We start from the raw sequence: 26,968 nt of genomic DNA, 5'->3' as shown, positions 1-26,968 counted from the left end.
TCGGACTCAGTTGAATCAATCCCTGTTACTGATTGTTTAAGCGGTATATTAAATCGCCATTAACTTTCGTGAAATAGTAATCAGCGGGTAGTGCCTTAAATTGCGATTTAGCAAAATTGGACTCAGCTGAGGTTCTGTCCGCAAGTTTTAATATGTGCTCAATCGCGTATCGGGTCTTATGTCCATAGGGCTTTACCGCTAAAAGATCACTTAACATAGAAAAAATACGGCTGTTTGATGTTCCTAGTTCACCTAATGGTTTCGCTAATAGGGCAAAAGCATAGCTCTCATGCGGGCCAGGGCAGTACTTAACATTGTTGGTGTTTAGTGCCGGATAAATTTTGCCAATATCATGAAATAGTGCCGCGATAAGACCTGTCTGACATTCAACGTTAGAGTGCCCTAAGTGTCTGGCATTTTGGTAAGTCATTTCGGCTACTTCGATACTATGTTCAAATAGACCACCTTTGTAGCTATGGTGATGTTTATAGCTGGCTTCAGAATTCATGAATAGCTTAAGGATTTCATCTTTATTGAGAATGAAATCGACAAACGGCTGAAGCTCATTAAGAGTGACGTAGCTAAGCAGTCTAAGAAATCGACCGACCAAAATATCTCTGTGGTCATGAACAGAATTCACCATTTGAATATATTGCTGTTCAGTGCATTTAGTTGATATGGCTTTTATCGCGCAAATCACCGTATTTCCTTGATAATCGTGCGACAGTATCATTTGTGCGAAGCCGTGGCTCGCTTGACAATTTCTCGCGATTTCTGCTGATGTAATCGCATTAACTAGGCTGTTTGATGAAATTAATTCACAGTTGGCGGTGGGGAGATTAGCACTGAATTTGAGACTTTTTATCCACACAAATATTGGCTTATTCATATGAATGCTCCTGAATGGCATCAAATTTAACATGTTCAATGAGTCGAGCAAATGCACTACCATCTTGCCTAGTCGCATTGGGTACATAACGGCTATACACTTCAAACAACATTTTGGTGGTGCTGTGGCCCATTTGTTTGGCTATCCACTCAGGGTTTTCGCCGGCGGCTAACCATAAAGTCGCGCAAGTATGTCTTGTTTGGTAAGGACGTCTTTTCTTCAAGTCCATTTCATCTAACGCAGGATACCAAACGCGTTTAGTGACATTGCGGTGTTCTAAAGGTTTGCCGTTGGCATTACAAAACACATAAGTATTATCACCTGTGACTTGTTGTTGCCTTTTTAATGCTTCAACCACAGGTTGTGACAATTGAATGCTGCGATAGGAGGCTGATGTTTTTGGTGTCTCAACATTGCCGTCTACCAGCGTTTCTTGAATGATGATTTCATTACGCTCCAAATCAACAAATTGCCACTTTAAGCCATCGATTTCAGCGGTTCGCATGGCTGTAAAAAATCTAACAATATAATAATCCCGAAAATCATCACGAACCTGCGATAAAAACAACTTAACCTCAGTCAGTGAGAAGGGTTCAATCACCGTTTTATGGATCCTTAACGGCTTGATATTGATAAAAGGACTCGGGAAGTCGAAGCGAAATGCAGCCTCATTTAAAATGCCTCGCAAGGGCGTCATTACATGGTTTATCCAATCATTACTGAGTTTGTCTTTGGTGATTGAACACCTAGGTTCTGAAATGGCGGCTCTAAATTTAATCAAATTAGGCCGAGTAATATCGTTAAGCCTGGTCAGGCCAAATTCTGGGATTAAATAGTTATCAATAATCATAAGGACATTTTTAAGATGGCTTTTTTTCCATTGAATCCTATTTTCTGAAATCCAATCATCGACAAAATCTTTGAAAGTAGGGATGTTAGACAGAATGTGCACGGTTTGAGGTTCAACTTCCTCAGCCAAATATCTTTGCACTGATATGTCTTGTTCATCAAATCGGCTGCATCTTGAGCTTGAGGGGAAATAAGACTTGAACACAAATCGATTTAATCGAATTTCAGTGTCGATAGTCTTCATGATACTGGTTAATTTTGATCGGTTGATACGGGTATCAAGGAGAGCTGTTTGCTCTCTACAGCGGATACCTTGGTAGGTAAAATCAAAAAACAGCTTACCATCGCGAGCCCTAATGTTACCCATTGCAAATCCCTCCTTTGGCCATTGGAATAATGAGCTTTTTTTGCTGATTTTTTCTAAAAAGCTCGAGCTCAATTGCTTCCCAGATGTAAAAAATCTTCCGGCCGCCAAACGGTTTGATGTAGTGAACGCCTTCAAAGAACACGCTATCTTTCAATACGTGGTTGATATATCCCGGACTAAACTTTATTCTTTGAGATAGTTCTTTCGCATTAAGTAATGTTTGTTGCATATAAACCTCGAAGCATTCCTATTTGACTCGCTCAGGTCTTACAAGGAACATTAAAGTCTTTGTTGATTGTTATTGCAAGGAACATTTTTGAGTTGTTTTTACTTGTTTGGGGGTTTGTTAAAGTGATTAGATTCAAAATCAAAGAGTTAATTGCTGAAAAAGAATTTAAAGAACGGCGAAAAATTACTCTTCAAGAAGTCGCAGATTCTGCGGGAGTGAATAGGAGCGCATTGTCGAAAATGATGAACCCTAGTTATAAATATTCGACGACAACCAAGGCAATCAATTCACTTTGCGTCTATTTTGATTGCAACGTTGAAGATGTAATATCTTACGTAAAAGACTGATTTAAAATGTTTTATTAGTGAGTTATGGCAGGGCGTGGCTTGGGTACAAAACCGTCGCCAGAAAAGGTTGACCACTACAGGAGATAACTGTGAGTACTATTATTCGTGTACTTGAAGCAAATCATGGAGATTGTATTTTAGTAAGTCACGAGGGGGCTTCAGGCGCCGTCAATATTTTAATTGATGGAGGAACATCAACAACTTTTAAATATGGGCCGAGGCAACGTTATGACGGAGCACTATGCAAGGTATTAGATGAACTCAAAAATAAAGGACAACACATTGATCTAGCGGTATTGACCCATATTGATGACGATCACATTCATGGCTTGATTAAGGCATTCGAAACACCTGATTACTTAAATAAACTCGTTAAATCTATTTGGTTCAACTCATCTCGTTTAATTACACAGCATTTTAATGCACCTGAGATTCCGGAAAACAATATTTTACTAGCCGACGATTCCCCTCAAACAAGTGTGAAGCAGGGGAAAGAACTTGAGGCACTGCTTGATGAAATTGGATGTAAGCGTGTTCCTGTCATTAAGGCTGGGCAAGTTCATAGCGTTGGCCCGTTCAAATTGACTGTACTGTCTCCTAGTCAAAACCAGCTAGAGCGTTTATTGCATAAATGGCCTTCTGAGGAAGAGTCAGGTGCAACATCAGCCCACGATAATGATTACCAGCTTTCTCTAGAAGAAATTTGGGCGGCTGATGAGTTTGAGTCAGATACATCCATTTACAATGGGAGTTCAATTGCATTTTTACTAGAAATCGACAAAATAAAGATGCTCTTTCTTGGGGATGCACACGATCAAGTTGTAGTCGAGAGCCTTAGAGGTTTAGGGTTTAATGAGCAAAATAAACTTGATCTTAATCTTGTTAAAGTTTCACATCACGGTAGCCAATACAATACCAGTTCTGAATTCCTTTCTCTATTACGATCATCTCGTTACATAATTTCGACCAATGGTTCGAGGCATGGTCTGCCAAATAAAAGAACCATTGCTAGGATCATCAAAGAAACAAATGGGCAAATTTGTTTCAATTATAACGATGTGATTGAATCATTACTTCTAGATAGCGAGAGAGAAGAATATGCCACTCGTTTAGAGGCACTTGATGAGGCTATAAGATTTTAATATGACAGTCTCTGAAATCATGCAGTCTTACTGCGTTAAAGTGAATGGTGGTAGTGGCGTACTGGTTAATGCTATGACTCAAGATTATTCTTATGTTCTTACTGCTGCTCATGTCATTCCTGAAAAACAGGATGACCTAGTTGTCCATGATTACCAGAATAACCCACTTACCGTTTTAGCCGTGTTTACCCAGAATCTACCTTCAAAAGAGATGAGAAATGCAGAGCCTCACCGTCATGACTTTGCAATTTTAAAGGTTGAATATCAGGAGCGAATAGTACAGAAATGTCTTCCAGCTTCAGACTTGATCGAGCGTGCCACACTTACTCTCGTAGGGTTCCCAGAAACTGAGAGGAATTCTCCAAACCCGATTAAAGAACATACCGGTAATAAGGCCAGTGTTGCTAATGAACTAGTTATTATGAACTTAGATGGTATACCAGCAACTGCTACTATCAAAGGTATGTCAGGTGGTGGCGTTTACCATGTTCAAGATGAGACACCATTGCTCATAGGTGTTGAATTTCAAATGGATGGCACAGGGCAGGATCAACTGTACGGTCGTGTTCAGTGCCACAGTCTTGCAAGATTTGAAGAAATCATTACTGCGCATTCAATTGCGCCAATGATCCCTGCTTATTTGGAATGCTTTTCAAATATGCGGGACAAGATATTCTCATTTAATGTTGAGGACCCAAACAATGTAGCGGCCCTTAAACGAGAACTTGTAGGTGCGGCAGACCATCTAATTTTGAAGGGGTTGCTTCCACCGTATAAAGTATTGGAGCAATATCATACAGAGTTATTGGTCGATTCTACAAATACTAGTGAACTCGAAAGCTATAAATTATGGGTGGCATATTTAGAGTTCTTAGTGATTAGTATATTGATTGACGATTCAAATCAGGCAGATGATACCTATCTCAAAGATTTAGGGCGGAAACGTCGATTAGTATATACAAGTGACGCTACTAACTGGATTAGTCGCTTGGAGGATTTTCTCAAAATCGCTCGTAGGCTTTTAGATAAAGATGGAACGTTGATAATTGCTTCACCTGAATCTACTGCGAAAGAATTACCGTCAGCATTACGATTAGAAAAAGTTATACAAAATATCTCTGTTGTGCCAAACGAAGGGCCATTCCCAGTTATTAATTTAGCTGAAAATGAGATCTTTAAGAGTTTGAAATTAACCCACTTAGAAGGTCTTCGAAAAAGGTGCGTAATAGATGTTGAAGATGAATATCTAAACTTACAAGTGGGCGAGTCAACGAATTTGTTGAGAGAAAAGCTAAGTGAAATTATTAAATAAAGAAAGTGACTTGGAATTTTTATCTGTCGAGTATGAAAATATCCAGTTTCATATGCTCCGCTCTGATGATCGCCTTTCTTTTATTTCTTGCATCGTATGTGTATGTGAAACTGCACAAGAAATAATAGGAAATTGGCGCGCCATTCAAAATATGGTGGCTGTCTATCACCAGCATTCAGGTGGCTTTGATGCTTGGAATATGTATTTGGCATTTGTTTCCGCTGAAAGAATTTCTGTATGGGAAAAATACGAAATCGAAAATAATAAGTTCTCAGCTCGGAAAATAGTGCTAGATGGACTTCAAGAAAATATAGATATAGATCAGTTGATTCTTGAATTAGAGAGACAGTTGTTTGGTTCGGATCTAAAACTCGAAACTCAACCTAGCCTTGTACAAGAGAATTCAACAGACTTCGGAAAATATTATCGTGGTGCTCCTTTGGATTTTAAAAATGAATCCAAAGAAAAGAGAGCATTTATGGTTGACAAAATAATTAAAAGTTTGAATAGCGATGAAAATTAAAAAAGTTGAGATTGAGGCTTTTAGAGCCTACAAGACAAAGACAGATGGAACTTTTGATTTCACTAATAGTTCTGGAGAGCCAGCTGATTTTGTGGCGATCTATGCTCCGAATGGTTTTGGGAAAAGCTCTTTTTATGATGCAGTTGAATGGGCAGTTACAAATCGTGTAAAAAGACTTGGAAATTATAGTAATGAAGCTAAATCGACAAAGAACCCCGATGAAGGACTTAAAATCTTACGTAACAAATATGTAGATCCAAAAACGCCCACAACTGTCGTATTATCCACAAATAATGATCTGAATGTATTTTCACGCAATCTACCTAAGATACGCAAGACTCAGAACGATATGTCTCTAGGTGTTGGTGAAAATGATTTCTTTCGACGTGCCATACTAAGTCAAGACGAAATTGAGGGGTTTCTTCGAGAAGAAAAACCGCAAGATCGTTATTCCAAGTTCATGGACTGTTTTGGTGACAATATAGATACGGCTCGTAAGGAGTTGACTGCTCTCATAAACGATAATAATACCGAGTTAACTATTCTCAAAAAAAAACGTAAAAGTTTGCAAACAGAATTAAAGCAACCTATTGATATTTCGATTTTTGAACGGTTCAATTCAGTTGCAACTAAACTTAACTCTTTGGGTGAGAGTATTGTATTGCCTGATGAAACAATTTCACCTCATGAAGTTCATAAGCTTAATGATAGTCTTATATCACGTCAGCATGAACTGAACACATCACTCAATACTAATAATAAAATACTTAACTTATTGACTGAGCACTTAAGTAAAATACCTGAAATAAAGTTACATGTAGATAATAATGCCGTGAAAAAACTTCGGCTTGAATACATTTTAAAATGTATTGCTGATGCTGCTCAATATAAAGAACTGTACGATTCTCACGAAAAAAATGTAGAGGAACAGAAACAGGCGAATGTCTTACTTAAACGTTTAATCAAATTGGCAGAAAGTGCGGATCATTTTTTAAAAATAGAATCTCGTTTTAAGGAAATAGCTAAAGATAAAAATGACTTTACAGAGGAGTTTTCAAAACTAAACTCTGATTTGGCAGGTCTTCAGAAAAATCAAGAAGTTACCACTGAAGAACTAAAAAAAGATGATGCTAAAATTTCACAGCTTAAAAAATTGAAGGATAGTTGCGATATAGTTTATGCTGATATATCGAGCAATACAGAACAGTACAATTATTTATATCAGGACATTAAAAATAAACAGACTGAAATACAGAATGACACAATTAAACAAGAGAAGTTTACTACTGAGCTAAATGAACTATCCAAGTTAAAGCTGACAACTACTTCCTTACTAGCTGAAAATGTTGGAACCTCGTTTTTTGAACTAGAAAAAATTGTACATCTCGCTAAGTGTCATGCTGAAGTTGATTTGTTGAAGCTACATGAAAATACTTTGAAGAGTACACAAAAATCCTTAACTGAGCAGATGGATTTACATACTAAACTAATTTCAATGGGCTTGAATTATCTTAGTATAGAGCCTTCCAATACTTGCCCTTTATGTACTAACAAACATTTATCATCAGACGAACTAATCAATAAAGTTCAGAGCCAGAGTCTAGAGTCTGAACTTAGTCGAGAGAATTCCAACAAGATTATAGAATCTACGTTACGCCAGAAAGAACTTAATGAGGAAATTCAAGAGATAATTAAACAGGCTTTGGAAGCTAAGGCTTATAAACTATCCACCCTTCGCATTAAATTAAGTGAATTAAAAGAACAGCTTATTAAAGCTGAGCAAAAAAAGGCTGCACTTGAGGATAAACTAAAGAAATTACAAGAAAGAAATACTGAACTTATACAGTCAGTTTGGGGGCTATCGAAGCAAGAATTTTTGACTAGAACTGAGGCCGAGCTTAATCAATTATCAGAAAAAAGACTGAACCTTATAAAGCAACAAAAAGATCTAGCTGCGAAAATTCAAGATAAAACAGAACTAATTAAATCAAAAAATATAAAGCAGAGCCAGCTAGAATCTGAAGTTACGACTAAAATTAGTGATCATGTTTATTTATCAATGTTAGCGTATTTAAATGAAAACTCTGTTGCTGTTAAAGATATCAAGTCGCATTTTAGAGAGAAACAAGGTGAACTCGAATTGACCGTAAAAGGTTGCGTAGCTTCATGTCAATCCCTAGTCGGTCAGTGTCATGACTTACAGCAAAAAATGATTACTGATGGGACTTGGGTGGACGCTTCACACTTAAATAAAGAAAAGGAAATACTAGAGATTGCCCTCGCTAATTCTCATACAGCCGTTAATGGATTTTATGGAAGCATATATAATCTTATCGACGTTCGAACTGAATCCATTGAACAAGTACAATCGCTACTAACAACTAAGGCCGAAGAATGCCTAATTAATACTAAGGCGTTAGAAAAAAAGCAAAATGCCATCGAATTACTCTTGAACCTTATAATATCATTCAAGCCTTTTATGAAACATATATCTACTCAGAATGAGTTGGAAATATTGACGCTAAAATTAGATCAAAGAAAACAAGTTGAAGATGTATTGCATAAAGAGAGGGTAATCGTAATAAAAAAATTAGAATTACTCATTAATAGTTTTTTCTTCGAAGATTTAATCAACTCTATTTACAGAAAAATAGATCCACATCCTATATTCAAAAAAGTGGAGTTCAAAGTTAGCTTTGATTCAGATAGGCCAAGTTTAAATATTTTGGTAAGCGATGAGAGAGGTGGAATGATATCCCCAATTCTATTTTTCAGTGCAGCTCAAACGAACATTCTAAGTTTGAGCGTGTTTCTTGCGAATGCTCTTCATGCAAAAGATGATAAAGGAAACTCTATCGATGTTATTTTGATCGATGATCCTATCCAATCAATGGATTCGATTAACGTTCTTTCAACGATAGACCTTTTACGTAGTATATGTTTGCAATTTAACAAGCAGCTCATTATATCTACCCATGATGAAAATTTCTTTGGTTTGCTTCAACGAAAAATTCCTACAGAAATCTTTGGTTCGAAGTTCCTCAAACTGGAAAAGTTTGGAGTTGTTGTTTCAGTAAATCCACTGGTAAGTTAATTTAGATAACAAATTTTGTTTACATAAGGCTTAGATAAACCTCTCTGAGCCTTATTATCATTTCATCAAAATATATAAGTAAGACTTACAACTATTGATCTATCTAAACTATTCTTTGTCTTATTAAAAATTGGATTAATATCAGTATTGCAGTGGTCATGGTTTCCACTAAAAAGGGTAGTGTTCATAATTCTGTGTCGTTTCAGTAAAATATTCAAAAACAGGAATGACACATGACCCAACCTTTTAACTTCGAACAAGCCCTTAAAGATCTGCAGTCAGGTAAAAGCCTCACAGGTAAAGACAGCATTCTTGGTCCACTGATCAACCAACTCACTGAAGCGGCTCTCCAGGCTGAGCTTGTGCAGCATTTAGCGCATGATCCTCTGCCTAATCGTAAAAATGGCAAAACCCCTAAGACCATTAAGCATCCGTTCGGTAACTTTGAGTTAGACACCCCTAGAGACCGCAATGGCACTTTTGAACCTCAGTTGATTAAGAAAAATCAAACTACGCTAACCGATGAAATCGAATGTAAAGTGTTATCGATGTTCAGTATAGGTATGAGCTATCGCGATATTAATCAACATGTTGAAGATATGTATGGGATCAATGTATCTAACGCAACAGTCAGTGCCATCACTGATAAACTCATCCCCGAACTTAAAGCGTGGCAACAGCGCCCATTAGATAGCCATTATCCTATCGTTTGGCTTGATGCGATACATTATAAAGTCAAAGAGGATGGGCGTTACGTCAGTAAAGCCGTTTACACATTGTTAGCGCTTAATATGAAAGGAAAAAAGGAAATTTTAGGGCTTCATTTATCCGAAAATGAAGGCGCTAATTACTGGCTATCCGTACTGACCGATCTTAATAATCATGGTGTAAAAGATATTCTTATCGCCTGTGTTGACGGCTTGACCGGTTTCCCTGAGGCGATAGCCAGTATCTTCCCTAATACGGAAACACAGTGTAACCCTCCCTTATATCGATCATATTTTAAGAGAGTTTTCTTTATTTAACCGCTCATATAGCTTGGGCGGTAGATCGTTCAGTGATTCATGTGGCCGATCATAATTATATTCTTCAAGCCAACTATCTGTGATTTCCCTTACTTCAGTCAAGCTGTTGAACAAGTAACAATCCAACACTTCATTTCGGTATGTGCGGTTGAATCGTTCAATATAAGCATTTTGAGTCGGCTTACCTGGTTTAATAAAATCTAACTTGATGCCGTGTTGTTCAGCCCAAATCGCAAGTGCATGTGAAATAAACTCTGGACCATTGTCTTGCCTCAAACGCTTTGGGTAACCGCGATAGACTGCGATTCTATCCAGCACACGTATGACCCGCTGTGCAGGTAAACTTGAGTCTACTTCTATAGCTAAAGCTTCACGATGATAGTCATCAATGACATTAAATGTTCTAAATGATTTCCCTGAGAACAGGTTATCGCTCATAAAATCCATTGACCAACATTCATTTTCCTTTGCTGGTACCGCGAGAGGCTCTGGCTCTCGAGAGGGTGAGCGCTTTTTGCCTTTACGTCGTAAGTTAAGTTTTAAACCACAATAAACGCGATACACACGTTTATGATTCCATTTATGACCAAGTAAGCGTAACCGTTTAAATATCTTTCGAAACCCATAAGCTCTGTGCTTTTCAGTCTGATACTGCCGAAATAATATCCTTGTCATCGATGCGTTTGCATTGATAATAAAATGTGCAACGACTGATACTCATCGCATCACAAGCCAACACAACACCTAGGCCATATTCATGAATGGCATAGTGGGCTAATACCTTTCGCTCTGCTGGCTTTATAGCTTTTTTTCAACAATGTCTTTTAACGCCATGTTTTGCAAACTGACATCTGCAAACATCTTTTTAAGCTTGGCATTTTCGGCTTCTAATTCACGCATACGGGTTAAATCAGAGGCTTGCATCCCACCGTATTTCGATTTCCATTTGTAATAGGTACTTTGACCTACATTATGTTTGCGGCATAACTCAGGCACAGTAAAGACGCCTGATTCACCTTCTTTGAGGATGTTGATGATTTGGCTTTCTGTAAAACGTGTCTTTTTCATGTGATTCTCCATTTGGTTTAGTGTAAATGGAAAACTCTATTTAAAACATTCTGATTTTAAGGGAGGGTTACAACAGCTATGTGTTATCCACCAGATCTGCAACTCAATGAAGTATGTCGCCTCAAAACATCAGAAAGCGTTTATGGCTGATTTAAAGCCTGTGTATCGAGCCGTGAGTAAAGAAGCCGCAGAGATGGCATTGGACGAACTGGAGGCCAAATGGGGTGATGCTTATCCGCTGGTAATCAACTCTTGGCGTCGCAAATGGCATAATTTGTCCCATTATTTTAGGTACCCAGAACATATCAGGAAAGTGATTTACACGACCAATGCAGTTGAGGCGGTACATCGCCAATTTAGAAAGCTCACCAAAACCAAAGGTGCTTTTCCTAATGAAAATAGCTTGTTGAAGCTACTTTATGCAGGCATATTAAACGCCTCAGATAAATGGACCATGCCAATCCACAATTGGTGCCTTTGTTTATCTCAGTTAGCGATTTATTTTGAAGGGCGCTTAGATAGCGTGCTAGAAATTTAAAATTAGCCTGACACAGAATTTTGAACGCCCTCCTAAAAAGGCTGTTTTCCATACAAAAACTAATCCATTTTCACTAGATTGATGCAACAGAAATAACTAATAACTGTCCAAAAACGAGCTAGAGAATCAGAATAGACTGATTTATTCAAGTATCAAAATGATTCGTTTAGTCCTGTATATCTCGGCGAGACTTTTCAGTCTTGAATGAATCAAATCCCTACAATACCTATTTATATCGCAGTTATATTCATTCCTACTGGTGAGGATGGGCATTGATTGGTTTGTAGTCAGTAGATAGATTGCTAATCCTAATGGGCTGGCAGGAATGAATTATCGATTCAACTTAGAGTCTTTTTTCGGCCAGAATCATTCTCAGCTTGTTTTCTCCATTTTAGATTATTCCTCAAACTCGATATCAAAATATGCGTACTAACCATGGATAATGCTCCATGTTAATTTGATGAGAATAGCGGATATAAATGGCTGGCACCGAGTGGGCACAGTCAGTCATTTATCATATCAGGCGTAAAATGCCAGCTAATCAGTTAAAAATGGATAAATCTCTAGGAGAAAAGGGCGGTTGTTTAACTCTCAATTCGATACGTGCTATTTCGGCACCAACATTTTCAGTTAGGCACAAGTATTACGAGTAGGGGAATACCTGTCTCTTGATCAGATCTCATAGCGTTTCTCCGGCTTCAAATAGGGCTTTGGCTAAGCGATACCCCTTTACCTGAGCCTGAAGATCATCCCATCCCTCCCAAATCGTGGACCAGCTGGCCATTCCCGTGCGCTTGCTATCATTAAAGCCTCCTAGTTTGGCCAAGGATTGATAAGCCCACTTCATATTTGGGGCTTCTTTGCCTTTATGTCCCCTTGGCTTGTAGAGCTGCATCAGTACTCGCCATTCATCATTCTCTAAGACATTGCTGCAGCTTTGATTTTCCATGCTTTGCGCTGCTTCGATTTGCCCTCTTTTTCTCAGATAAATTGGCAGGCTCATCACTTCCCGAAGTTGCAGTAGCCGCACACCAATAAAGCAAAGTATCGAGGCCGCTCGCTCAAGGTTGTCTGGCGATGTCATGCGTAACCTTTCAACCCCCGCGCCGGTTTTCCACGCCTTATGAAAGTCCTCAATGCGCCATCTAGTGGTATAAATATCAATCACATGAAGTTGCTGCGCCAACGTGTCAATCGGCTCACTGGTCAGTAGCATCCAAGATAGTCCATCTTCACCTTGGGGAGGATTGAGCTCTTGTGCGTACACCACATTAATCGCATGCTGCTGATGATTATGTTTGATGTTAACCGCACTGGCTTTGAGGGTGAGTTTGGCTGTTCGCGAGGGACGATTCTTGCTTTTCCCACTGGCTTCCTTTATGCCTTTTTGTGGGATGGCGATGGTGTATCCGCCGGTAACGGGATGACTATCCATGTGCTCAAACAGCTTAGCCTCGTATTCTACTAGGTTTCTTGCATGTTTTGCCCGCACCACAAACCGTTCACTATGTGATTGTTTATCCGATAAATAATGCATGATATCCGCTTCTCTATCACACACTGAGATCACTCGCGACATGTGAGCCTGCAAGCGTTGCCGCGTAAAATAGGATGCATCGGCCCATTTACCGCTCTCTTTTTCATCGGCCTCGTTGGGATTATCAGGTCGACACCACCAATCTTGGTGGATCAAGCCCAAGGTCCGAGAAGTATGGCTATCCAGTAGCAAGACAGAATGAACCCACCAACCACGAGACTTATCGGTAGGTTTGCCTAATTTCCCTAATTCAGACGCCACACTGTGCTTATAACTCAGGGCTGTCGTGTCTTCGAGAGCAAGTATTTCATTTATATTTTCAATCGCTTGGGCAGTGCGAGCAAAACCGGCGGCTCTGATCATAGATGGGCTAACATTATCATTGCGGATCAATCGATAGGCTCCTTCGAGTTTGGCATCTTCACCATTACAAGATCTGGCAACCGATTTACCGCTGCCAACCGCCATGTGTTCAGCGACGACGGTTAACCTTGCCGCTCGTCGTTTATCACCTAGCTCAGCATGATGAAAGTGATCATATGCCCATTTGTTCGGGTTAAAAATTGACATTAAAAATGATGAAGTGAGTGAATTTGCATGATCTGATCATCGCCAGTCAAGAAAGTTCCATGTTTTGCTAATAATTTGTGTAGAAGAGACAGGGGGAATACAGTTGGTGTCCTGGACGAACAAGGTTAATTAGTTGGCAATTATTTAGATTTTGGCACGAATGTTTAATGTTGAGGCACAGCAGGTAACAAATGAATTTGAATTAAAGAAGGTAATAAATGAGGTTTTATAGAGAGTTACAGCAAGAAATGGTACACCCGAGTGGACTCGAACCACCGACCCCTACCATGTCAAGGTAGTGCTCTAACCAACTGAGCTACGGGTGTATTGTTTGATTTCACTAATTAGACTCTGTGAGAGAGTGGTACACCCGAGTGGACTCGAACCACCGACCCCTACCATGTCAAGGTAGTGCTCTAACCAACTGAGCTACGGGTGTATCGTTTGAATTTACTATTTAGACTTTATTTGAGAGTGGTACACCCGAGTGGACTCGAACCACCGACCCCTACCATGTCAAGGTAGTGCTCTAACCAACTGAGCTACGGGTGTATCGTCTTCAAATTTAGTCATCAATAAGAAGTGAGAAAACTCACTATCATATTGATTTCATCACAAGTTCTTTTTCACAGATGCCTTGGGACGAGGGATATATTAGGTTGCTAGGTTAGCGCATGCAAGTAAAAAATTACAAGTTTGCGCTAAATGTTCACTGGCTGCACAAACTGGTGATTTTGCAGCCAGTTACAACGGTTTATGCCGCTTGAATAGCTTCTTGGATGTGACCACGCTTTTGAATGATTTTCAAACGGATGGCAAACATAATCGCGGCTGAGGTTAAGCCAGCAATTAAGCCAATCCAGAAACCATGGGCGCCCATTTGTGGTACCAGGTAATCGGTATAAGCCAAGGTGTAACCTAGCCCCATGCCTATCGCCCAGTAAGATATCAAGGTGATATAAAAAGCACTGCGGGTATCTTTATAGCCACGCAGTGCGCCAGCGGCGACCACTTGCACAGAATCAGATAACTGATATAACGCGGCTAATAGCATTAAGCTACCGGCTAAGGTCACTACTTCTGGGTTGGTATTGTAAAGCTCTGCAATATCGTAGCGGAAGATAACGGTGGCGATAGCGGTACACAAGGCTAAGCCAAATGAAATGCCTAAGCCGAGCTTAGTAACTTTAGCGGCGATTTCTAGCTGATCGCGCCCCAGGTAATATCCCACTCGAATAGATACTGCAATACCAATCGATAGCGGCAGCATGAACACGATAGATGAGAAGTTTAAGGCAATTTGGTGGCCAGCCACCACAATGGAGCCAAGAGGCGCCAGTAATAAAGCAATAATGGCAAACAGACTCACTTCAAAAAACATCGACATAGCTACCGGCATACCTAACTTGGTCATACTCATCATGCTGGCTAAGTTCGGCTTGTAGAAGGTTTTGAACATGGCAATGTCTTTAAAGCGTTTATGCACCTGCATATAAATAGCCATGCTGATGAACATAGCCCAAAACACTAATGCCGTGGCGATACCGCAACCCGCGCCGCCCATAGCTGGCATACCGAAATGGCCATAAATTAAGATGTAGTTAGCCGGAATGTTAACGGCCAAGCCAATAAATCCTATGACCATGGTCGGCAGTGTGTATGAAATGCCTTCGGCGGTGCCGCGAAGTACTTGATAAAGCACAAAAGCCGGCGCGCCCCATAAAATACCATTGATGTAACCTATGGTCAGTTCATACAATTCTGGTTCTAAGTTCATAAAACTTAAAATAAACCGGGCTGAGCCTAAAAATAACATCACACCTATGCTGCCAATAATGGCAATATAAGCCGCTTGATGTGCTAACGGGCGAATAGCTTGGGTGTTATTTGCGCCATGATGGTGCGCAAAAATAGGCGTAAACACCATTAACAAGCCTTGAACAAACAAAATAGCGGGTAACCATAAGCTGGTACCCACAGCTACGGCAGCCATATCCACGGCGCTGACACGGCCGGCCATCAGGGTGTCAATAAAGCCCATCATGGTTTGAGTCACTTGAGCAATAAGCACTGGCAATGCCAATTGTATTAAGCGTTTGGCCTGATAGCCGGAATGATTCATTAAATTGCCTTTAATCGGTAGGTTAAAAATGTTTACAGGTATTGTACAAGCCACATGTGAGGTGGTGACGATAGATAAAAAGCCCGGACTTCATACGTTAGAAGTGTCTATGACACCAGAACTCATCGAGGGATTAACTACGGGTGCTAGTGTGGCGCATAATGGCGTGTGTTTAACGGTCACTAGGATAAGTGATCTTAGGGTCTTTTGTAATGTCATGGAAGAGACCTTGCATGTGACCAATCTCGCATATTTACAATCTGGTGACGCAATCAATATTGAACGTTCGCTGTGCTTTGGTAGTGAAATTGGCGGCCATATTTTATCCGGCCATGTTCACACTCAAGCTAAAGTCATTCATGTTAACGTGAATGACGAGCATTATAACCTTCAAATACAAGTACCTAAGCAATGGATGAAGTACATTTTCTATAAGGGCTTCATTGGCGTAAATGGCTGCAGCTTAACTGTTGGTGCTGTGACTGAAGATACCTTTATGCTGCATCTTATTCCTGAAACCTTAAAACTAACCAATCTTGGTTTATTAAGGGTAGGGGATGCAGTTAACCTTGAAATTGACAGCCAAACTCAGGTGATTGTCGACACGGTTGAGCGCTACTTAAGCGCAAAGCAATAGTAAATGCGCCAACCTTGATGCGATTAACCATCGCGGGTGTTAATCGCATCACAGCTTTGTGTCAGTAGTTATGCCAGCCACAGTGATAAATGTATTGTCGGCTTCAATAATCTGATGAGCCGTGACAGCTAATGATGATGCTCTGACGGCTAATACAGTTGCTCGTCATCTGAATCCACATGCAGTTCTACGGTGCGACGAGCTTCATCGATATGCAGGCGTAAGTGAATGGGGTTGCAGCATACGCGGCAATCATCGTAGTAATCTTGATCGCCGGCACTCGCATCAAGTTCAATGTGCAAGTGGTGGCCACAAAATGGGCAGGAAATGATTTGTTTTTTTAGTTTCATCTTGCACCTCAATAACAACTACTGCATTAGGCGCCGCGATAACCAGTAGCACTACGTCCACCATCAACCGCGATTATTTGACCTGTAATATATGGGCTATTTAGCAAAAATGTTAAGGCTTGATTAATGTCATCCAGTGCGCCAGTGCGACCCATAGGAATTTCTGCTAACACTTGTTGCTGAGCCTCCGTGAGGCTGTGCTCTGGCCACAAAATTGCGCCAGGCGCTATGCCATTGACTCTAATCTCTGGGGCAAACTCTTGCGCCATAGAAAGCGTTGCCATGTGTAAACCCGCTTTCGTCATAGAGTATAGCCCATGACCTTTTAATGGGCGCTCACCATGAATATCGATAAGATTAACGATACAACCTTGATGCTGCGCCAATGCGCTATGCAGAGCCGACGCGAGCATACAAGGCGTGAGCATGTTGACTTGCAACAATTGCTGCGCTTTTTCGGCATCAAAGGTGTCCCATGCCGTTGGATAAAATTGACTAGCATTATTAATCAGCACTTTAAAGGCGAGTTTATCTTGCTGTAATTCAGCAATCAGTAGGTTGATTGAGTTAATGTCAGATAAATCGGCGCAATAGAGCTTAACGCTATCGGCTCGCTGCTGATTTAATTCTTGGGCAAGGGCGGTGGCGGCAGTAGCGGAAGAAAAGTAATGCAAAGCAATGTTATAGCCTAAATCATGAAGATGGCGGGCCATACTGGCACCAATTCGTTGGCTAGAACCACTAATAAAAGCCCAATATCTGCTATCCATAATCATTTCCTTGTTTCGTTTACACCAAAATCTAGCTGCAGTAGACAGTAACAGCAGATTAAGCTCAAGCCTCTTTTGGTATCTTGATGACGACTATCTCGCTTAGTAACTGCTTATACTGCTTGATTTGTGACGACCAAGGTTAATAAAAGGGCCGAGGATTTTGCTATATACCGGGCGTAAATTGCTTGGTTTACTCTCATTAGCCATAGAGTAAGTGTGCGTGTAGCCATAAGACTAAGGTTTTGGCTTGCGCCCATGGGGGCAGTTGGCGTAAAATTTTCGGCTTATTTCGTTATGCTAAAGGCTCAAGTACTGTCTTTAATTACGAAGTATTTTATTTGAAGTGCTTTGCTTCACCTTTTTATAATCACCAAGTGGCCCTGCGTACGGGTCACCACTGGACAAGGATTTTTTCATGCCTGTAATTACCCTTCCTGATGGCAGCAAACGTGAGTTTGCCCACGCAGTATCAACCATGGATGTCGCTGCCGACATCGGTCCTGGTCTTGCTAAAGCTTGTATCGCTGGCCGTGTTAATGGTCAATTGAAAGATGCTTGCGATTTAATTGAAACCGATGCCGAACTTGCCATCATTACCGCTAAAGATGACGAAGGTCTTGAGATCTTACGTCACTCATGTGCGCATTTATTAGGTCATGCTATTAAGCAGATGTGGCCTGAAACGACCATGGCAATCGGTCCGACCATCGATAATGGCTTCTATTATGATATCGATTTAGATCATAAACTGACTCAGGAAGACATTGACGCCCTTGAAAAGCGTATGCTTGATTTGGCCAAGACCAATTACGATGTGGTTAAGCGTGTAGTTAGCTGGCAAGAAGCTAGAGACGCTTTTGATGATCGCCAAGAGCCATACAAAATGGCCATTTTGGACGAGAACATTGGTCGTGACCAAACACCAGCGTTATATCATCATGAAGAATATGTCGACATGTGTCGCGGTCCTCATGTGCCTAACATGCGTTTTTGCCAAAACTTCAAACTGATGAGTGTTGCTGGTGCTTACTGGCGCGGTAATTCTGATAATAAAATGCTGCAACGTATTTACGGCACTGCATGGTCAGATAAAAAAGCATTAAAAGGCTATTTAACCCGTCTGGAAGAAGCCGCTAAGCGCGATCACCGTAAAATTGGTAAGCAGCTTGATTTGTATCATATGCAAGAAGAAGCGCCAGGAATGGTGTTTTGGCATAATGATGGCTGGCGCTTATTCCTCGGCTTAGAAAGCTTTGTTCGTCAAAAATTAGGCCAATACGACTACCAAGAAGTCAAAGGTCCATTAATGATGGATCGCGTCTTGTGGGAGCGTTCTGGTCACTGGGATAAATATTCTGAAGCTATGTTCACTACTAGTAGTGAAAACCGCGAATACGCGATCAAGCCGATGAACTGTCCAGGTCACGTGCAAATCTTCAATCAAGGCTTAAAGTCTTATCGCGATTTACCACTGCGTATGGCTGAGTTCGGTTGCTGTCATCGTAATGAGCCATCAGGTTCTCTGCATGGTTTAATGCGCGTACGCGGCTTTACCCAGGATGATGCACATATCTTCTGTACTGAAGAACAAGTACAGCAAGAAGTGAGTGCCTGTATTCAGATGGTATACGACACTTATGCTACCTTTGGTTTTGAAAACATCGTAGTTAAGTTGTCAACGCGTCCAGAAAAACGCATTGGTGATGACCAAATGTGGGACCGTGCTGAAGAAGCATTAAAGCAAGCATTAGCCAACAACAACATTAAATTCGAGATTTTGCCGGGCGAAGGTGCCTTTTATGGCCCAAAAATCGAATTTACTTTGCATGATTGTTTGGATCGCGCGTGGCAATGTGGTACTGTACAGCTCGATTATGCGTTACCTGGTCGTCTGGGTGCTACTTATGTGGCCGAAGACAACAGTCGTCAAACTCCTGTAATGATCCATCGCGCCATTTTAGGCTCGCTAGAAAGATTTATCGGTATTCTTATTGAAGAGTACGCAGGTAAATTCCCATTATGGTTGGCGCCTGTTCAGGCAGTGATAATGAATATCACTGACAAACAAGCCGATTATGTAGAAGAAATCTGTAAATTCCTCAAAGATCAGGGCATTCGTGCTATTACGGACTTGAGGAATGAGAAAATAGGCTTTAAAATACGCGAACACACTTTAAGACGTGTGCCTTATCTATTGGTCGTTGGTGATCAAGAAATAGAAAATAAGGAAGTAGCGGTGCGAACCCGAGATGGGGTTGACTTAGGCAAAATAAAATTGAACGATTTTGCAGAACAAGTTAAGCAACAAATTTCGCTCCGTAGTCTCAATCTGTTGGAGGATTAGGTCATAAAGATCAAAAAAACAGGGCGTCAGCCGGCCCCAAACCGCATCAATGAAGAAATCACTGGTGTAGCCGAAGTTCGTTTAACCGGAATTGACGGCGAGCAGCTTGGTATTCTTACAATTAGAGAAGCTCTGGGTCTGGCCGATGAGTCAGGTGTTGATCTGGTTGAAATCAGCCCGAATGCTGAACCGCCAGTATGTCGCATTATGGACTACGGTAAGTTTCTGTTTGATAAAGCAAAATCAGCTAAAGAACAGAAGAAAAAGCAAAAACAGGTTCAGGTTAAGGAAATTAAATTCCGTCCTGGAACTGATGAAAACGACTATCAGGTAAAACTACGCAACCTGATTCGTTTTCTTGAAGATGGTGACAAAGCGAAAGTTACGCTGCGTTTCCGCGGTCGCGAGATGGCACACCAAAGCTTAGGTATGGATCTTTTGAACCGTATCAAAGCAGATTTGGACGAAGTTGCTGTGGTTGAATCCTTCCCGAAAATGGAAGGTCGACAAGCCGTTATGGTTTTAGCACCGAAAAAGAAATAAGTAGGGCTTCCCAAAAGTAAAAGGGAGTCGAGAAATCAACTCTCTTTTCGCCTTGCTATTCATTAACATCCCAATGCGGAGTTTTAGAAATGCCTAAAATGAAGTCAGACAAGGGTGTTGCAAAACGCTTTAAGAAAACCGCCAATGGTTTCAAGCGCAAGCAAGCACACTTACGTCACATTTTGACCAAGAAGAGCACCAAGCGTAAGCGTCACTTACGTGCTAAGTGTTTAGTTTCAAAAGCCGACATGCCGATGATCGCTCGTCAGCTGCCTTACGCTTAATTCAGGAGATAGAATAAATGCCAAGAGTTAAGCGTGGTGTAACCGCTCGTGCTCGTCACAAGAAAGTTTTAAAGCAAGCTAAAGGTTATTATGGCGCTCGTAGCCGTACTTTCCGTGTTGCAGTTCAAGCTGTAACTAAAGCTGGCCAATATGCTTACCGTGACCGTCGCCAGAAAAAACGTCAATTCCGTCAACTGTGGATTGCACGTATCAATGCGGCTTCTCGTCAAAATGGTCTGTCTTACAGCCGTTTCATCAACGGTCTGAAGAAGGCGTCTATCGAAATCGATCGTAAGATTTTGGCAGACATCGCTGTATTCGATAAAGTTGTATTTGCAACTTTAGTTGAAAAAGCAAAAGAAGCTCTGACTAAGTAATTAGTCTTGATTCTCCTTAAAAAGGGACCTTAGGTCCCTTTTTTCGTTTTAGATTTTAAACCGCCACTCTAATCACAGTCCCTCAAATATCATCGCTAGCCTCAGCGCTAAGTCAGCATTAATTCAAACGTCAGCATCTATAATTCTTCGAAACGAAAGTTGAGTAACTAGTTACTACATGTCATTCAAATCAGTCGGTAATAAACTGCGCGAAAAGTAAAACCTTAAACAAGTACTGATATAGCTGGGCCGTATTTGATGGGGGATTTTCGGGGAATGTATCTAGGAATTTGAGATGAAAAAAAAACGAGTGCAAGCACTCGTTAATAGATGACTTAGTTGCCGTTGTTATTTGGCATCAAGATAGCGTTCAGCATCTAAAGCTGCCATACAACCAGTGCCGGCAGAAGTGATGGCTTGACGATAGATATGATCCATTACATCACCAGCGGCAAATACACCAGGAATGCTGGTTTGCGTGGCATTACCTTCTAAGCCGCTTTGAACTTTAAGATAACCATTGTTCATCTCAAGTTGGCCATTGAAGATACTGGTATTTGGGCTGTGGCCGATGGCGATAAATACGCCAGCAACAGTTAGCTCATTAATGCTGCCATCTTTGGTGCTTTTAAGTTTGGCACCAGTAACGCCCATGTTGTCGCCAACCACTTCTTCTAATGTCTGATCTAAATGCAGAATAATGTTGCCATTAGCTACTTTTTCCATCAAACGGTTAATCAGAATTTTTTCCGAGCGGAAGCTATCACGGCGATGCACTAAATGTACTTCGCTGGCGATATTGCTTAAATACAGTGCTTCTTCAACGGCAGTATTACCACCACCGACAACCGCCACTTTCTGATTGCGATAGAAGAAACCATCACAAGTCGCGCACGCTGATACGCCGCGCCCTTTGAATGCTTCTTCAGAATCTAGACCTAAATAACGAGCCGAAGCACCGGTTGCAATGATCAGTGCGTCACAGGTATATTCGCCGCTGTCGCCTTTTAATCTGAACGGGCGTTCAGTCAGTTGAACTTCATTGATATGGTCAAAAATAATTTCAGTATCAAATTTCTCAGCATGCTTTTGCATGCGCTCCATTAATGCTGGACCGGTTAAGTCATCCGCATCACCAGGCCAATTCTCAACTTCAGTCGTAGTGGTTAATTGACCACCTTGCTGCATACCTGTGATCATGACAGGTTTAAGATTGGCGCGAGCAGCGTAAACTGCAGCGGTATAACCTGCAGGACCTGATCCTAATATTAATAAATTGACGTGTCTGGCTTGGCTCATTGTATTCTCCGGGCCTAATGAATGGCTGAGATTGTAGGGAATTTTAGTGGCAGGGTAAAGCAACGGAACTTGATAAATACCGATTGAGCTAATAGTTACAGCAAGTGCATAAAAAAAGCCGGCAAGCCGGCTTAGATTTAAGCGTTTCAATTAGTTGAGTAGGGTCTTTGGCTCAACAAAAGGTAAATTATGGGCATGCGCTACTTCATCACAAGTAATTTGACCATGCATCACATTCAAGCCCTTCAATAAATGTTCATCGGCTAATAAGGCTTTACGATACCCGAGTTCAGCAAGTTTAGTAATAAAAGGTAAAGTCACATTGTTAAGTGCGAAGGTTGATGTGCGCGCAACAGCGCCTGGCATGTTAGCCACGCAGTAATGCACTACATTATCAACGATATAAGTGGGATCTTGGTGAGTCGTTGCGTGCGATGTTTCAGCGCAGCCGCCTTGGTCTATCGCCACATCAACAATAGCGCTACCAGGTTTCATGCGTGAAACTAGGTCGCGACTAATGAGCTTTGGCGCGGCGGCGCCAGGAATAAGTACGCCACCAATCACAAGATCAGCGTCTAACACATGGCGTTCAATAGCATCAGCCGTTGAATATACAGCTTTGATTCGACTACCAAATTGTGAGTTCAAGCGTCGTAATGCATCAAGGCTTCTATCTAAAATAACAACATCTGCGCCAAGACCAATGGCCATCTGCGCCGCATTAGCCCCGACCATGCCGCCACCGATAATGACGACTTTGCCAGGTTCAACCCCAGGCACACCGCCAAGTAACATGCCGCTGCCGCCGCGGGACTTTTCTAATGCCATGGCGCCCGCTTGAATTGACATACGACCGGCTACTTCAGACATTGGCGCTAATAAAGGCAAGCCACCTTTATTATCAGTCACTGTTTCATAGGCAATACATACGGCGCCAGAGTGTTGTAACTCTTTAGTTTGCTGTAAATCGGGTGCCAAATGCAGGTAAGTAAAAAGGATTTGATCATGGCGCAGCATAGCGCGCTCAGCTGCTTGTGGTTCTTTCACTTTCACTATCATGTCAGCTTGAGCAAAGATATCCGTAGCTTTAGTGCTTATTTGTGCACCAACATCAAGATAGTCTTTATCAGTAAAGCCAATTCCTGAACCTGCCATAGATTCAACGATGACTTTATGCCCACGGTTAATCAACTCACGCACGCTTGCTGGAACCATACCGACACGGTATTCATGATTCTTAATTTCTTTAGGTACGCCAATTATCATTGTAAGCCTCTATGTAAAACACCTGTTTTTTATATAAATTTGTTATTTTGTGTTGCCCTGACGTGATTATTTCAGGCAGTTCTAGTATATTACTCATTGTGCAGATTATGCTGCTGAACTTTATTTATCCACGAAATAAAATGTTGTTTTAGTGATAAAACAAGGTTAAGAATATGCCAAATAATAAGAACAACCCTGTAAAGGAACTTGATCGTATTGATCGCAACATCCTTAATGAGTTACAAATTGACGGTCGGATTTCTAATGTTGAACTGTCCAAACGCGTTGGTTTAAGTCCAACACCGTGTTTGGAACGAGTAAAAAGGCTCGAAAAGCAAGGGTATATCAATGGCTACACCGCATTGGTTAATCCTCATTACTTAGGCGCATCTTTACTAGTGTTTGTAGAAATTACTTTAACTAGAGATACGCCTGAAGTGTTTGATAAATTTAATCGTGCAGTGCAATTGCTGGATGATATTCAAGAATGCCACTTGGTTTCTGGTGACTTTGACTATTTATTGAAGACTCGAGTCTCTGATATGTCTGCTTATCGCCGCTTGTTAGGCGAGACATTACTTAAACTTCCTGCGGTATCTGATACTCGTACCTATGTCGTTATGGAAGAAGTTAAACAAACAAATCGCGTTGCTATAAACTCATTATTGGAAGTGTAACCACTTGCAAGCATAGACAAATTAGGCCCTTAGGGGCCTTTTTTTATTTTCCGCTGGTTAAATGCGCTTTAATGCCTCCAAACGCGTGTTTTCGCTGTATCTTGAGTTTCATTCTGGTATCTTTACACTATCTATATTTAGCGAGTTTATGGAAAAATCCTTTGTCTCAGGGAACACAATCATACACTTTATCCGGCTTGCAGCGTTTACTTGAAGGCGCCTTACTTTGTTGTTGCATCTTCGCTGCATTTATCCTGTTATCTTTAACCAGTTTTGATCCTGCGGACCCTGGTTGGAGTCAGACTCATTTTCAAGGTGAGATTAATAATCTCACCGGCGCAGTTGGTGCTTGGATTGCCGATGTGCTGTTTTATTTTTTTGGCTATACCGCCTACTTAGTCCCTATTATGGTGGCTTTAACCGGCTGGCTGCTATTTAAGCGTGCTTATCGTTTATTAGAAATTGACTACTTTTCTGTGGGTTTACGTTTAGTAGGTTTTCTATTAGTGATCATGGGTATTGCGGCGTTAGCAAGCATGAACGCTAGTGATATCTATGCATTTTCTGCAGGCGGCGTTTGTGGTGATGTCATCGTCGGTGCCATGTTGCCATACTTCAATCCACTGGGTACCACCTTACTTTTATTGTCTTTCGTCGGCGCAGGTTTTACGTTACTGACAGGCATTAGCTTAATGACAATTGTTGAGTGGGTCGGGCAGGGGAGTATCTGGTGCTTTGAACAGCTGCGCCAGCTACCAAGCTACTTAGCTTCAGAAAAGTTAGCGTCTAATCGCGATTCCGAAGATACCAAAGGTTTTATGTCGCTAGTGGCAAAGTTCAAGTCGCAAGTGTCTTCGCAACGTGATGATAGCAACGATAAGCCAGACTTTGATTATGATCAAATGGTCAAAAATCAGGTGACTTACGAGCGCAAACATCAAGATGTAGACAGTGAGCCACTCGTTGATGATGACCATTTACGCTTTGATGATCCTACTCAACATGATGCAGAACCTAACTTTGATGCCGACACACACTCTTATAGCCAAGCTAACAATAAAGATGACACTTTCGACGTTGGATTTAGCGCATTAGACAGTGATACGCCTTGGGATGACGAGCCTGATGCACCTAAGCCAAACAGTGAGAATGATTATGCAGACGATAACTTGAGTGCCAATGCAGAAGATATTGTTGATGCACTTGATGATGTCTATCAAAGCCCAATAAAACCCGCTAAACAGGCCAAAATTGTTGATGGCATAGTGGTTATCGATGGCCAGTCAGTGGTGCCACCTCGGCCTTCGACGCCATTGCCTTGTATTTCATTATTAGATGTTCCTAATCGCTCCAAAAATCCGATTTCTGAAGAAGAGCTCGAACAAATTGCCCGGTTAGTTGAATTGAAACTCGCTGATTTTAATATTTCAGCGCAAGTAGTTGGGGTATTTCCGGGACCTGTGGTCACGCGATTTGAACTTGAATTAGCGCCTGGTATTAAAGCATCTAAAATCACCAACTTAGCTAACGATTTAGCACGTTCATTATTAGCAGAGCGGGTTCGTGTTGTTGAAGTTATTCCAGGTAAAGCTTATGTGGGTTTGGAATTGCCTAACAAATTCCGCGAAACCGTGTTTATGCGGGATGTGTTAGATAGTGACACGTTTAGACAAAGTCAGTCGCCACTATCTATGGTTTTAGGACAGGATATTTCTGGTGAACCTGTCATTGCCGACTTAGGCAAGATGCCGCATTTATTAGTCGCAGGTACCACGGGTTCAGGTAAATCGGTTGGTGTTAACGTCATGATCACCAGTCTTTTGTATAAATCAACGCCAGAAGATGTTCGCTTTATCATGATTGACCCTAAAATGTTGGAACTTTCAGTGTATGAAGGTATTCCGCATTTATTGTGTGAAGTCGTGACTGATATGAAAGATGCGGCCAATGCACTGCGTTGGTGCGTAGGTGAAATGGAGCGTCGTTATAAATTAATGTCGGCCATGGGCGTAAGAAACCTCAAGGGTTACAACGCTAAAATTGCTCATGCTAAAGAGCACGGCCAAGAAATTCCAGATCCACTATGGAAGTCATCCGAATCTATGCTCGATGAAGCGCCGGCGTTAGAAAAATTGCCTGCACTTGTCGTGGTCGTCGATGAATTTGCCGACATGATGATGATAGTCGGTAAAAAGGTTGAAGAACTTATTACCCGAATTGCTCAAAAAGCACGCGCCGCCGGCATACATTTGATTTTAGCAACTCAAAGACCTTCGGTTGATGTGATCACAGGTTTGATTAAAGCTAACATTCCTACGCGTATTGCTTTTCAGGTGTCATCAAGAATTGACTCGCGCACAATTTTAGATCAACAAGGCGCTGAAAATCTGCTGGGAATGGGGGATATGTTATACCTGCCGCCGGGTACCAGCGTACCCACTCGTGTCCATGGCGCTTTTATTGACGATCACGAAGTTCATAAAGTAGTTGCCGATTGGAAAGCTCGCGGAACGCCGCAATATATAGATGAAATTCTGCAAGGCTCAAGCGATGGCGAGCAAGTACTATTGCCAGGTGAAACCTCGCAAGCCGAAGAAGATATAGATCCTTTATATGATGAAGCCGTTGCTTTTGTGACCGAAACTCGCCGCGGATCTATTTCGAGTGTTCAGCGCAAATTTAAGATTGGTTATAACCGCGCTGCGCGTATTATTGAGCAAATGGAAGCTCAAGGGGTTGTGAGTAGCCAAGGCCATAATGGCAACCGTGAAGTATTGGCGCCACCGCCACCAAGACATTAATGAGG

23 protein-coding genes, 3 tRNA genes and 1 pseudogene are annotated in these 26,968 nt (G+C 41.3%); 14 read left to right on the top strand and 13 right to left on the bottom strand.

Going from position 1 to position 26,968, the window contains the following annotated elements:
- Positions 1–25: 25 nt before the first annotated feature.
- Genes FJQ87_RS10625 through FJQ87_RS18835 form a run of 3 tightly spaced genes read right to left on the bottom strand, consistent with a single transcriptional unit; the run spans position 26 to position 2,334 of the window.
- A complete protein-coding gene (locus FJQ87_RS10625) occupies positions 26–889 on the bottom strand; it encodes an HD domain-containing protein (RefSeq protein ID WP_168195174.1) in 864 nt (287 codons plus the stop codon).
- A complete protein-coding gene (locus tag FJQ87_RS10620) occupies positions 882–2,105 on the bottom strand; it encodes a DUF3596 domain-containing protein (protein ID WP_140934075.1) in 1,224 nt (407 codons plus the stop codon). Before FJQ87_RS10620 ends, FJQ87_RS10625 begins: the two co-directional genes overlap by 8 nt.
- Entirely contained in the window at positions 2,098–2,334 is a 237-nt protein-coding gene (locus FJQ87_RS18835; RefSeq protein WP_140932610.1) for a hypothetical protein, read from the bottom strand. Before FJQ87_RS18835 ends, FJQ87_RS10620 begins: the two co-directional genes overlap by 8 nt.
- Positions 2,335–2,456: 122 nt before the next feature.
- On the opposite strand from FJQ87_RS18835, the gene FJQ87_RS18965 reads away from it, so the two are divergent.
- From FJQ87_RS18965 to FJQ87_RS10585, 6 genes are all read left to right on the top strand, one after another.
- Positions 2,457–2,681, top strand: a complete 225-nt coding sequence (locus tag FJQ87_RS18965; RefSeq protein ID WP_140934074.1) for a helix-turn-helix transcriptional regulator — start codon at positions 2,457–2,459, stop codon at positions 2,679–2,681.
- A gap of 89 nt (positions 2,682–2,770) precedes the next feature.
- Positions 2,771–3,823: an MBL fold metallo-hydrolase gene (locus FJQ87_RS10605; protein WP_140932609.1), complete on the top strand. Its 1,053-nt coding sequence runs from the start codon at positions 2,771–2,773 to the stop codon at positions 3,821–3,823.
- 1 nt (position 3,824) lies between these two features.
- Positions 3,825–5,135 (top strand): ABC-three component system protein, encoded by a 1,311-nt coding sequence (locus tag FJQ87_RS10600; protein WP_140932608.1) that lies wholly within the window; start codon positions 3,825–3,827, stop codon positions 5,133–5,135.
- Positions 5,119–5,658 (top strand): ABC-three component system middle component 1, encoded by a 540-nt coding sequence (locus FJQ87_RS10595; protein WP_140932607.1) that lies wholly within the window; start codon positions 5,119–5,121, stop codon positions 5,656–5,658. Before FJQ87_RS10600 ends, FJQ87_RS10595 begins: the two co-directional genes overlap by 17 nt.
- On the top strand, positions 5,648–8,752 hold the full coding sequence (locus FJQ87_RS10590) for an AAA family ATPase (RefSeq protein WP_140932606.1): 3,105 nt from the start codon (positions 5,648–5,650) through the stop codon (positions 8,750–8,752). The genes FJQ87_RS10595 and FJQ87_RS10590 overlap by 11 nt, the downstream gene beginning before the upstream one ends.
- A gap of 233 nt (positions 8,753–8,985) precedes the next feature.
- A complete protein-coding gene (locus tag FJQ87_RS10585) occupies positions 8,986–9,777 on the top strand; it encodes an IS256 family transposase (protein WP_276613138.1) in 792 nt (263 codons plus the stop codon).
- Here the strand turns inward: FJQ87_RS10585 and FJQ87_RS10580 are convergent.
- Positions 9,748–10,845 (bottom strand): annotated as a pseudogene (locus FJQ87_RS10580) (IS3 family transposase). The gene FJQ87_RS10585 and the pseudogene FJQ87_RS10580 sit on opposite strands and share 30 nt — an antisense overlap.
- A gap of 10 nt (positions 10,846–10,855) precedes the next feature.
- Between FJQ87_RS10580 and FJQ87_RS10575 the strand changes: the two are divergent.
- On the top strand, positions 10,856–11,383 hold the full coding sequence (locus FJQ87_RS10575; RefSeq protein WP_276613170.1) for a transposase: 528 nt from the start codon (positions 10,856–10,858) through the stop codon (positions 11,381–11,383).
- A 679-nt stretch (positions 11,384–12,062) separates the two neighbouring features.
- On the opposite strand, the gene FJQ87_RS10570 is transcribed toward FJQ87_RS10575, so the two are convergent.
- The 5 genes from FJQ87_RS10570 to FJQ87_RS10550 all read right to left on the bottom strand — a co-directional run bounded on the left by FJQ87_RS10570 (position 12,063) and on the right by FJQ87_RS10550 (position 15,612).
- Positions 12,063–13,490 (bottom strand): IS4 family transposase, encoded by a 1,428-nt coding sequence (locus FJQ87_RS10570; RefSeq protein WP_140932605.1) that lies wholly within the window; start codon positions 13,488–13,490, stop codon positions 12,063–12,065.
- A 249-nt stretch (positions 13,491–13,739) separates the two neighbouring features.
- Positions 13,740–13,816, bottom strand: a tRNA-Val gene (locus FJQ87_RS10565).
- 36 nt (positions 13,817–13,852) lie between these two features.
- Positions 13,853–13,929 (bottom strand) — tRNA-Val (locus tag FJQ87_RS10560).
- Positions 13,930–13,965: 36 nt separating this feature from the next.
- Positions 13,966–14,042, bottom strand: a tRNA-Val gene (locus FJQ87_RS10555).
- Positions 14,043–14,244: 202 nt separating this feature from the next.
- Positions 14,245–15,612 carry an MATE family efflux transporter gene (locus FJQ87_RS10550; protein ID WP_140932604.1) on the bottom strand — a complete coding sequence of 456 codons (1,368 nt, stop codon included), beginning with the start codon at positions 15,610–15,612 and terminating at the stop codon, positions 14,245–14,247.
- A 28-nt stretch (positions 15,613–15,640) separates the two neighbouring features.
- On the opposite strand from FJQ87_RS10550, the gene FJQ87_RS10545 reads away from it, so the two are divergent.
- Positions 15,641–16,249, top strand: a complete 609-nt coding sequence (locus FJQ87_RS10545) for a riboflavin synthase subunit alpha (RefSeq protein WP_140932603.1) — start codon at positions 15,641–15,643, stop codon at positions 16,247–16,249.
- A 149-nt stretch (positions 16,250–16,398) separates the two neighbouring features.
- On the opposite strand, the gene FJQ87_RS10540 is transcribed toward FJQ87_RS10545, so the two are convergent.
- Positions 16,399–16,599 carry a CPXCG motif-containing cysteine-rich protein gene (locus FJQ87_RS10540; RefSeq protein WP_140932602.1) on the bottom strand — a complete coding sequence of 67 codons (201 nt, stop codon included), beginning with the start codon at positions 16,597–16,599 and terminating at the stop codon, positions 16,399–16,401.
- A gap of 26 nt (positions 16,600–16,625) precedes the next feature.
- Positions 16,626–17,369: an SDR family oxidoreductase gene (locus tag FJQ87_RS10535; RefSeq protein ID WP_140932601.1), complete on the bottom strand. Its 744-nt coding sequence runs from the start codon at positions 17,367–17,369 to the stop codon at positions 16,626–16,628.
- Between the two features lie 418 nt (positions 17,370–17,787).
- Between FJQ87_RS10535 and thrS the strand changes: the two genes are divergently transcribed.
- From thrS to rplT, 4 genes are all read left to right on the top strand, one after another.
- Positions 17,788–19,716, top strand: coding sequence for a threonine--tRNA ligase (gene thrS, locus FJQ87_RS10530; protein ID WP_140932600.1), 1,929 nt, complete (start codon positions 17,788–17,790; stop codon positions 19,714–19,716).
- A 3-nt stretch (positions 19,717–19,719) separates the two neighbouring features.
- The gene (gene infC, locus FJQ87_RS10525; RefSeq protein ID WP_140932599.1) at positions 19,720–20,259 is read left to right on the top strand and encodes a translation initiation factor IF-3; all 540 of its coding nucleotides are present in this window, start codon (positions 19,720–19,722) and stop codon (positions 20,257–20,259) included.
- An 89-nt stretch (positions 20,260–20,348) separates the two neighbouring features.
- Complete coding sequence (gene rpmI, locus FJQ87_RS10520; RefSeq protein WP_140932598.1) at positions 20,349–20,543, top strand: 50S ribosomal protein L35; 195 nt, start codon at positions 20,349–20,351, stop codon at positions 20,541–20,543.
- A 17-nt stretch (positions 20,544–20,560) separates the two neighbouring features.
- Complete coding sequence (gene rplT, locus FJQ87_RS10515) at positions 20,561–20,920, top strand: 50S ribosomal protein L20 (RefSeq protein WP_140932597.1); 360 nt, start codon at positions 20,561–20,563, stop codon at positions 20,918–20,920.
- A gap of 348 nt (positions 20,921–21,268) precedes the next feature.
- Here the strand turns inward: rplT and trxB are convergent, their stop codons facing one another.
- Both trxB and ald read right to left on the bottom strand, forming a co-directional pair.
- Positions 21,269–22,219, bottom strand: a complete 951-nt coding sequence (trxB, locus tag FJQ87_RS10510; protein WP_140932596.1) for a thioredoxin-disulfide reductase — start codon at positions 22,217–22,219, stop codon at positions 21,269–21,271.
- Positions 22,220–22,369: 150 nt separating this feature from the next.
- On the bottom strand, positions 22,370–23,485 hold the full coding sequence (ald, locus tag FJQ87_RS10505; protein ID WP_140932595.1) for an alanine dehydrogenase: 1,116 nt from the start codon (positions 23,483–23,485) through the stop codon (positions 22,370–22,372).
- A gap of 173 nt (positions 23,486–23,658) precedes the next feature.
- On the opposite strand from ald, the gene lrp reads away from it, so the two are divergent.
- Positions 23,659–24,162: a leucine-responsive transcriptional regulator Lrp gene (lrp, locus tag FJQ87_RS10500; RefSeq protein WP_140932594.1), complete on the top strand. Its 504-nt coding sequence runs from the start codon at positions 23,659–23,661 to the stop codon at positions 24,160–24,162.
- Between the two features lie 161 nt (positions 24,163–24,323).
- Complete coding sequence (locus FJQ87_RS10495; RefSeq protein ID WP_140932593.1) at positions 24,324–26,963, top strand: DNA translocase FtsK 4TM domain-containing protein; 2,640 nt, start codon at positions 24,324–24,326, stop codon at positions 26,961–26,963.
- The last annotated feature ends 5 nt before the right edge of the window (positions 26,964–26,968 follow it).

Source organism: Shewanella sp. SNU WT4, assembly GCF_006494715.1.
In the GTDB taxonomy this organism is placed as follows: Bacteria; Pseudomonadota; Gammaproteobacteria; order Enterobacterales; family Shewanellaceae; genus Shewanella.
This window is presented reverse-complemented; position numbering and strand designations above follow the sequence as displayed.

What these genes read in the sequence shown, in the direction of transcription:
- FJQ87_RS10625 (WP_168195174.1), bottom strand. Translation starts at nt 889, where the DNA reads ATGAATAAGCCAATATTTGTGTGGATAAAAAGTCTCAAATTCAGTGCT.
- FJQ87_RS10620 (WP_140934075.1), bottom strand. Translation starts at nt 2,105, where the DNA reads ATGGGTAACATTAGGGCTCGCGATGGTAAGCTGTTTTTTGATTTTACC.
- FJQ87_RS18835 (WP_140932610.1), bottom strand. Translation starts at nt 2,334, where the DNA reads ATGCAACAAACATTACTTAATGCGAAAGAACTATCTCAAAGAATAAAG.
- FJQ87_RS10600 (WP_140932608.1), top strand. Translation starts at nt 3,825, where the DNA reads ATGACAGTCTCTGAAATCATGCAGTCTTACTGCGTTAAAGTGAATGGT.
- FJQ87_RS10590 (WP_140932606.1), top strand. Translation starts at nt 5,648, where the DNA reads ATGAAAATTAAAAAAGTTGAGATTGAGGCTTTTAGAGCCTACAAGACA.
- FJQ87_RS10585 (WP_276613138.1), top strand. Translation starts at nt 8,986, where the DNA reads ATGACCCAACCTTTTAACTTCGAACAAGCCCTTAAAGATCTGCAGTCA.
- FJQ87_RS10570 (WP_140932605.1), bottom strand. Translation starts at nt 13,490, where the DNA reads ATGTCAATTTTTAACCCGAACAAATGGGCATATGATCACTTTCATCAT.
- FJQ87_RS10550 (WP_140932604.1), bottom strand. Translation starts at nt 15,612, where the DNA reads ATGAATCATTCCGGCTATCAGGCCAAACGCTTAATACAATTGGCATTG.
- FJQ87_RS10545 (WP_140932603.1), top strand. Translation starts at nt 15,641, where the DNA reads ATGTTTACAGGTATTGTACAAGCCACATGTGAGGTGGTGACGATAGAT.
- FJQ87_RS10540 (WP_140932602.1), bottom strand. Translation starts at nt 16,599, where the DNA reads ATGAAACTAAAAAAACAAATCATTTCCTGCCCATTTTGTGGCCACCAC.
- FJQ87_RS10535 (WP_140932601.1), bottom strand. Translation starts at nt 17,369, where the DNA reads ATGGATAGCAGATATTGGGCTTTTATTAGTGGTTCTAGCCAACGAATT.
- thrS (WP_140932600.1), top strand. Translation starts at nt 17,788, where the DNA reads ATGCCTGTAATTACCCTTCCTGATGGCAGCAAACGTGAGTTTGCCCAC.
- rpmI (WP_140932598.1), top strand. Translation starts at nt 20,349, where the DNA reads ATGCCTAAAATGAAGTCAGACAAGGGTGTTGCAAAACGCTTTAAGAAA.
- rplT (WP_140932597.1), top strand. Translation starts at nt 20,561, where the DNA reads ATGCCAAGAGTTAAGCGTGGTGTAACCGCTCGTGCTCGTCACAAGAAA.
- trxB (WP_140932596.1), bottom strand. Translation starts at nt 22,219, where the DNA reads ATGAGCCAAGCCAGACACGTCAATTTATTAATATTAGGATCAGGTCCT.
- ald (WP_140932595.1), bottom strand. Translation starts at nt 23,485, where the DNA reads ATGATAATTGGCGTACCTAAAGAAATTAAGAATCATGAATACCGTGTC.
- lrp (WP_140932594.1), top strand. Translation starts at nt 23,659, where the DNA reads ATGCCAAATAATAAGAACAACCCTGTAAAGGAACTTGATCGTATTGAT.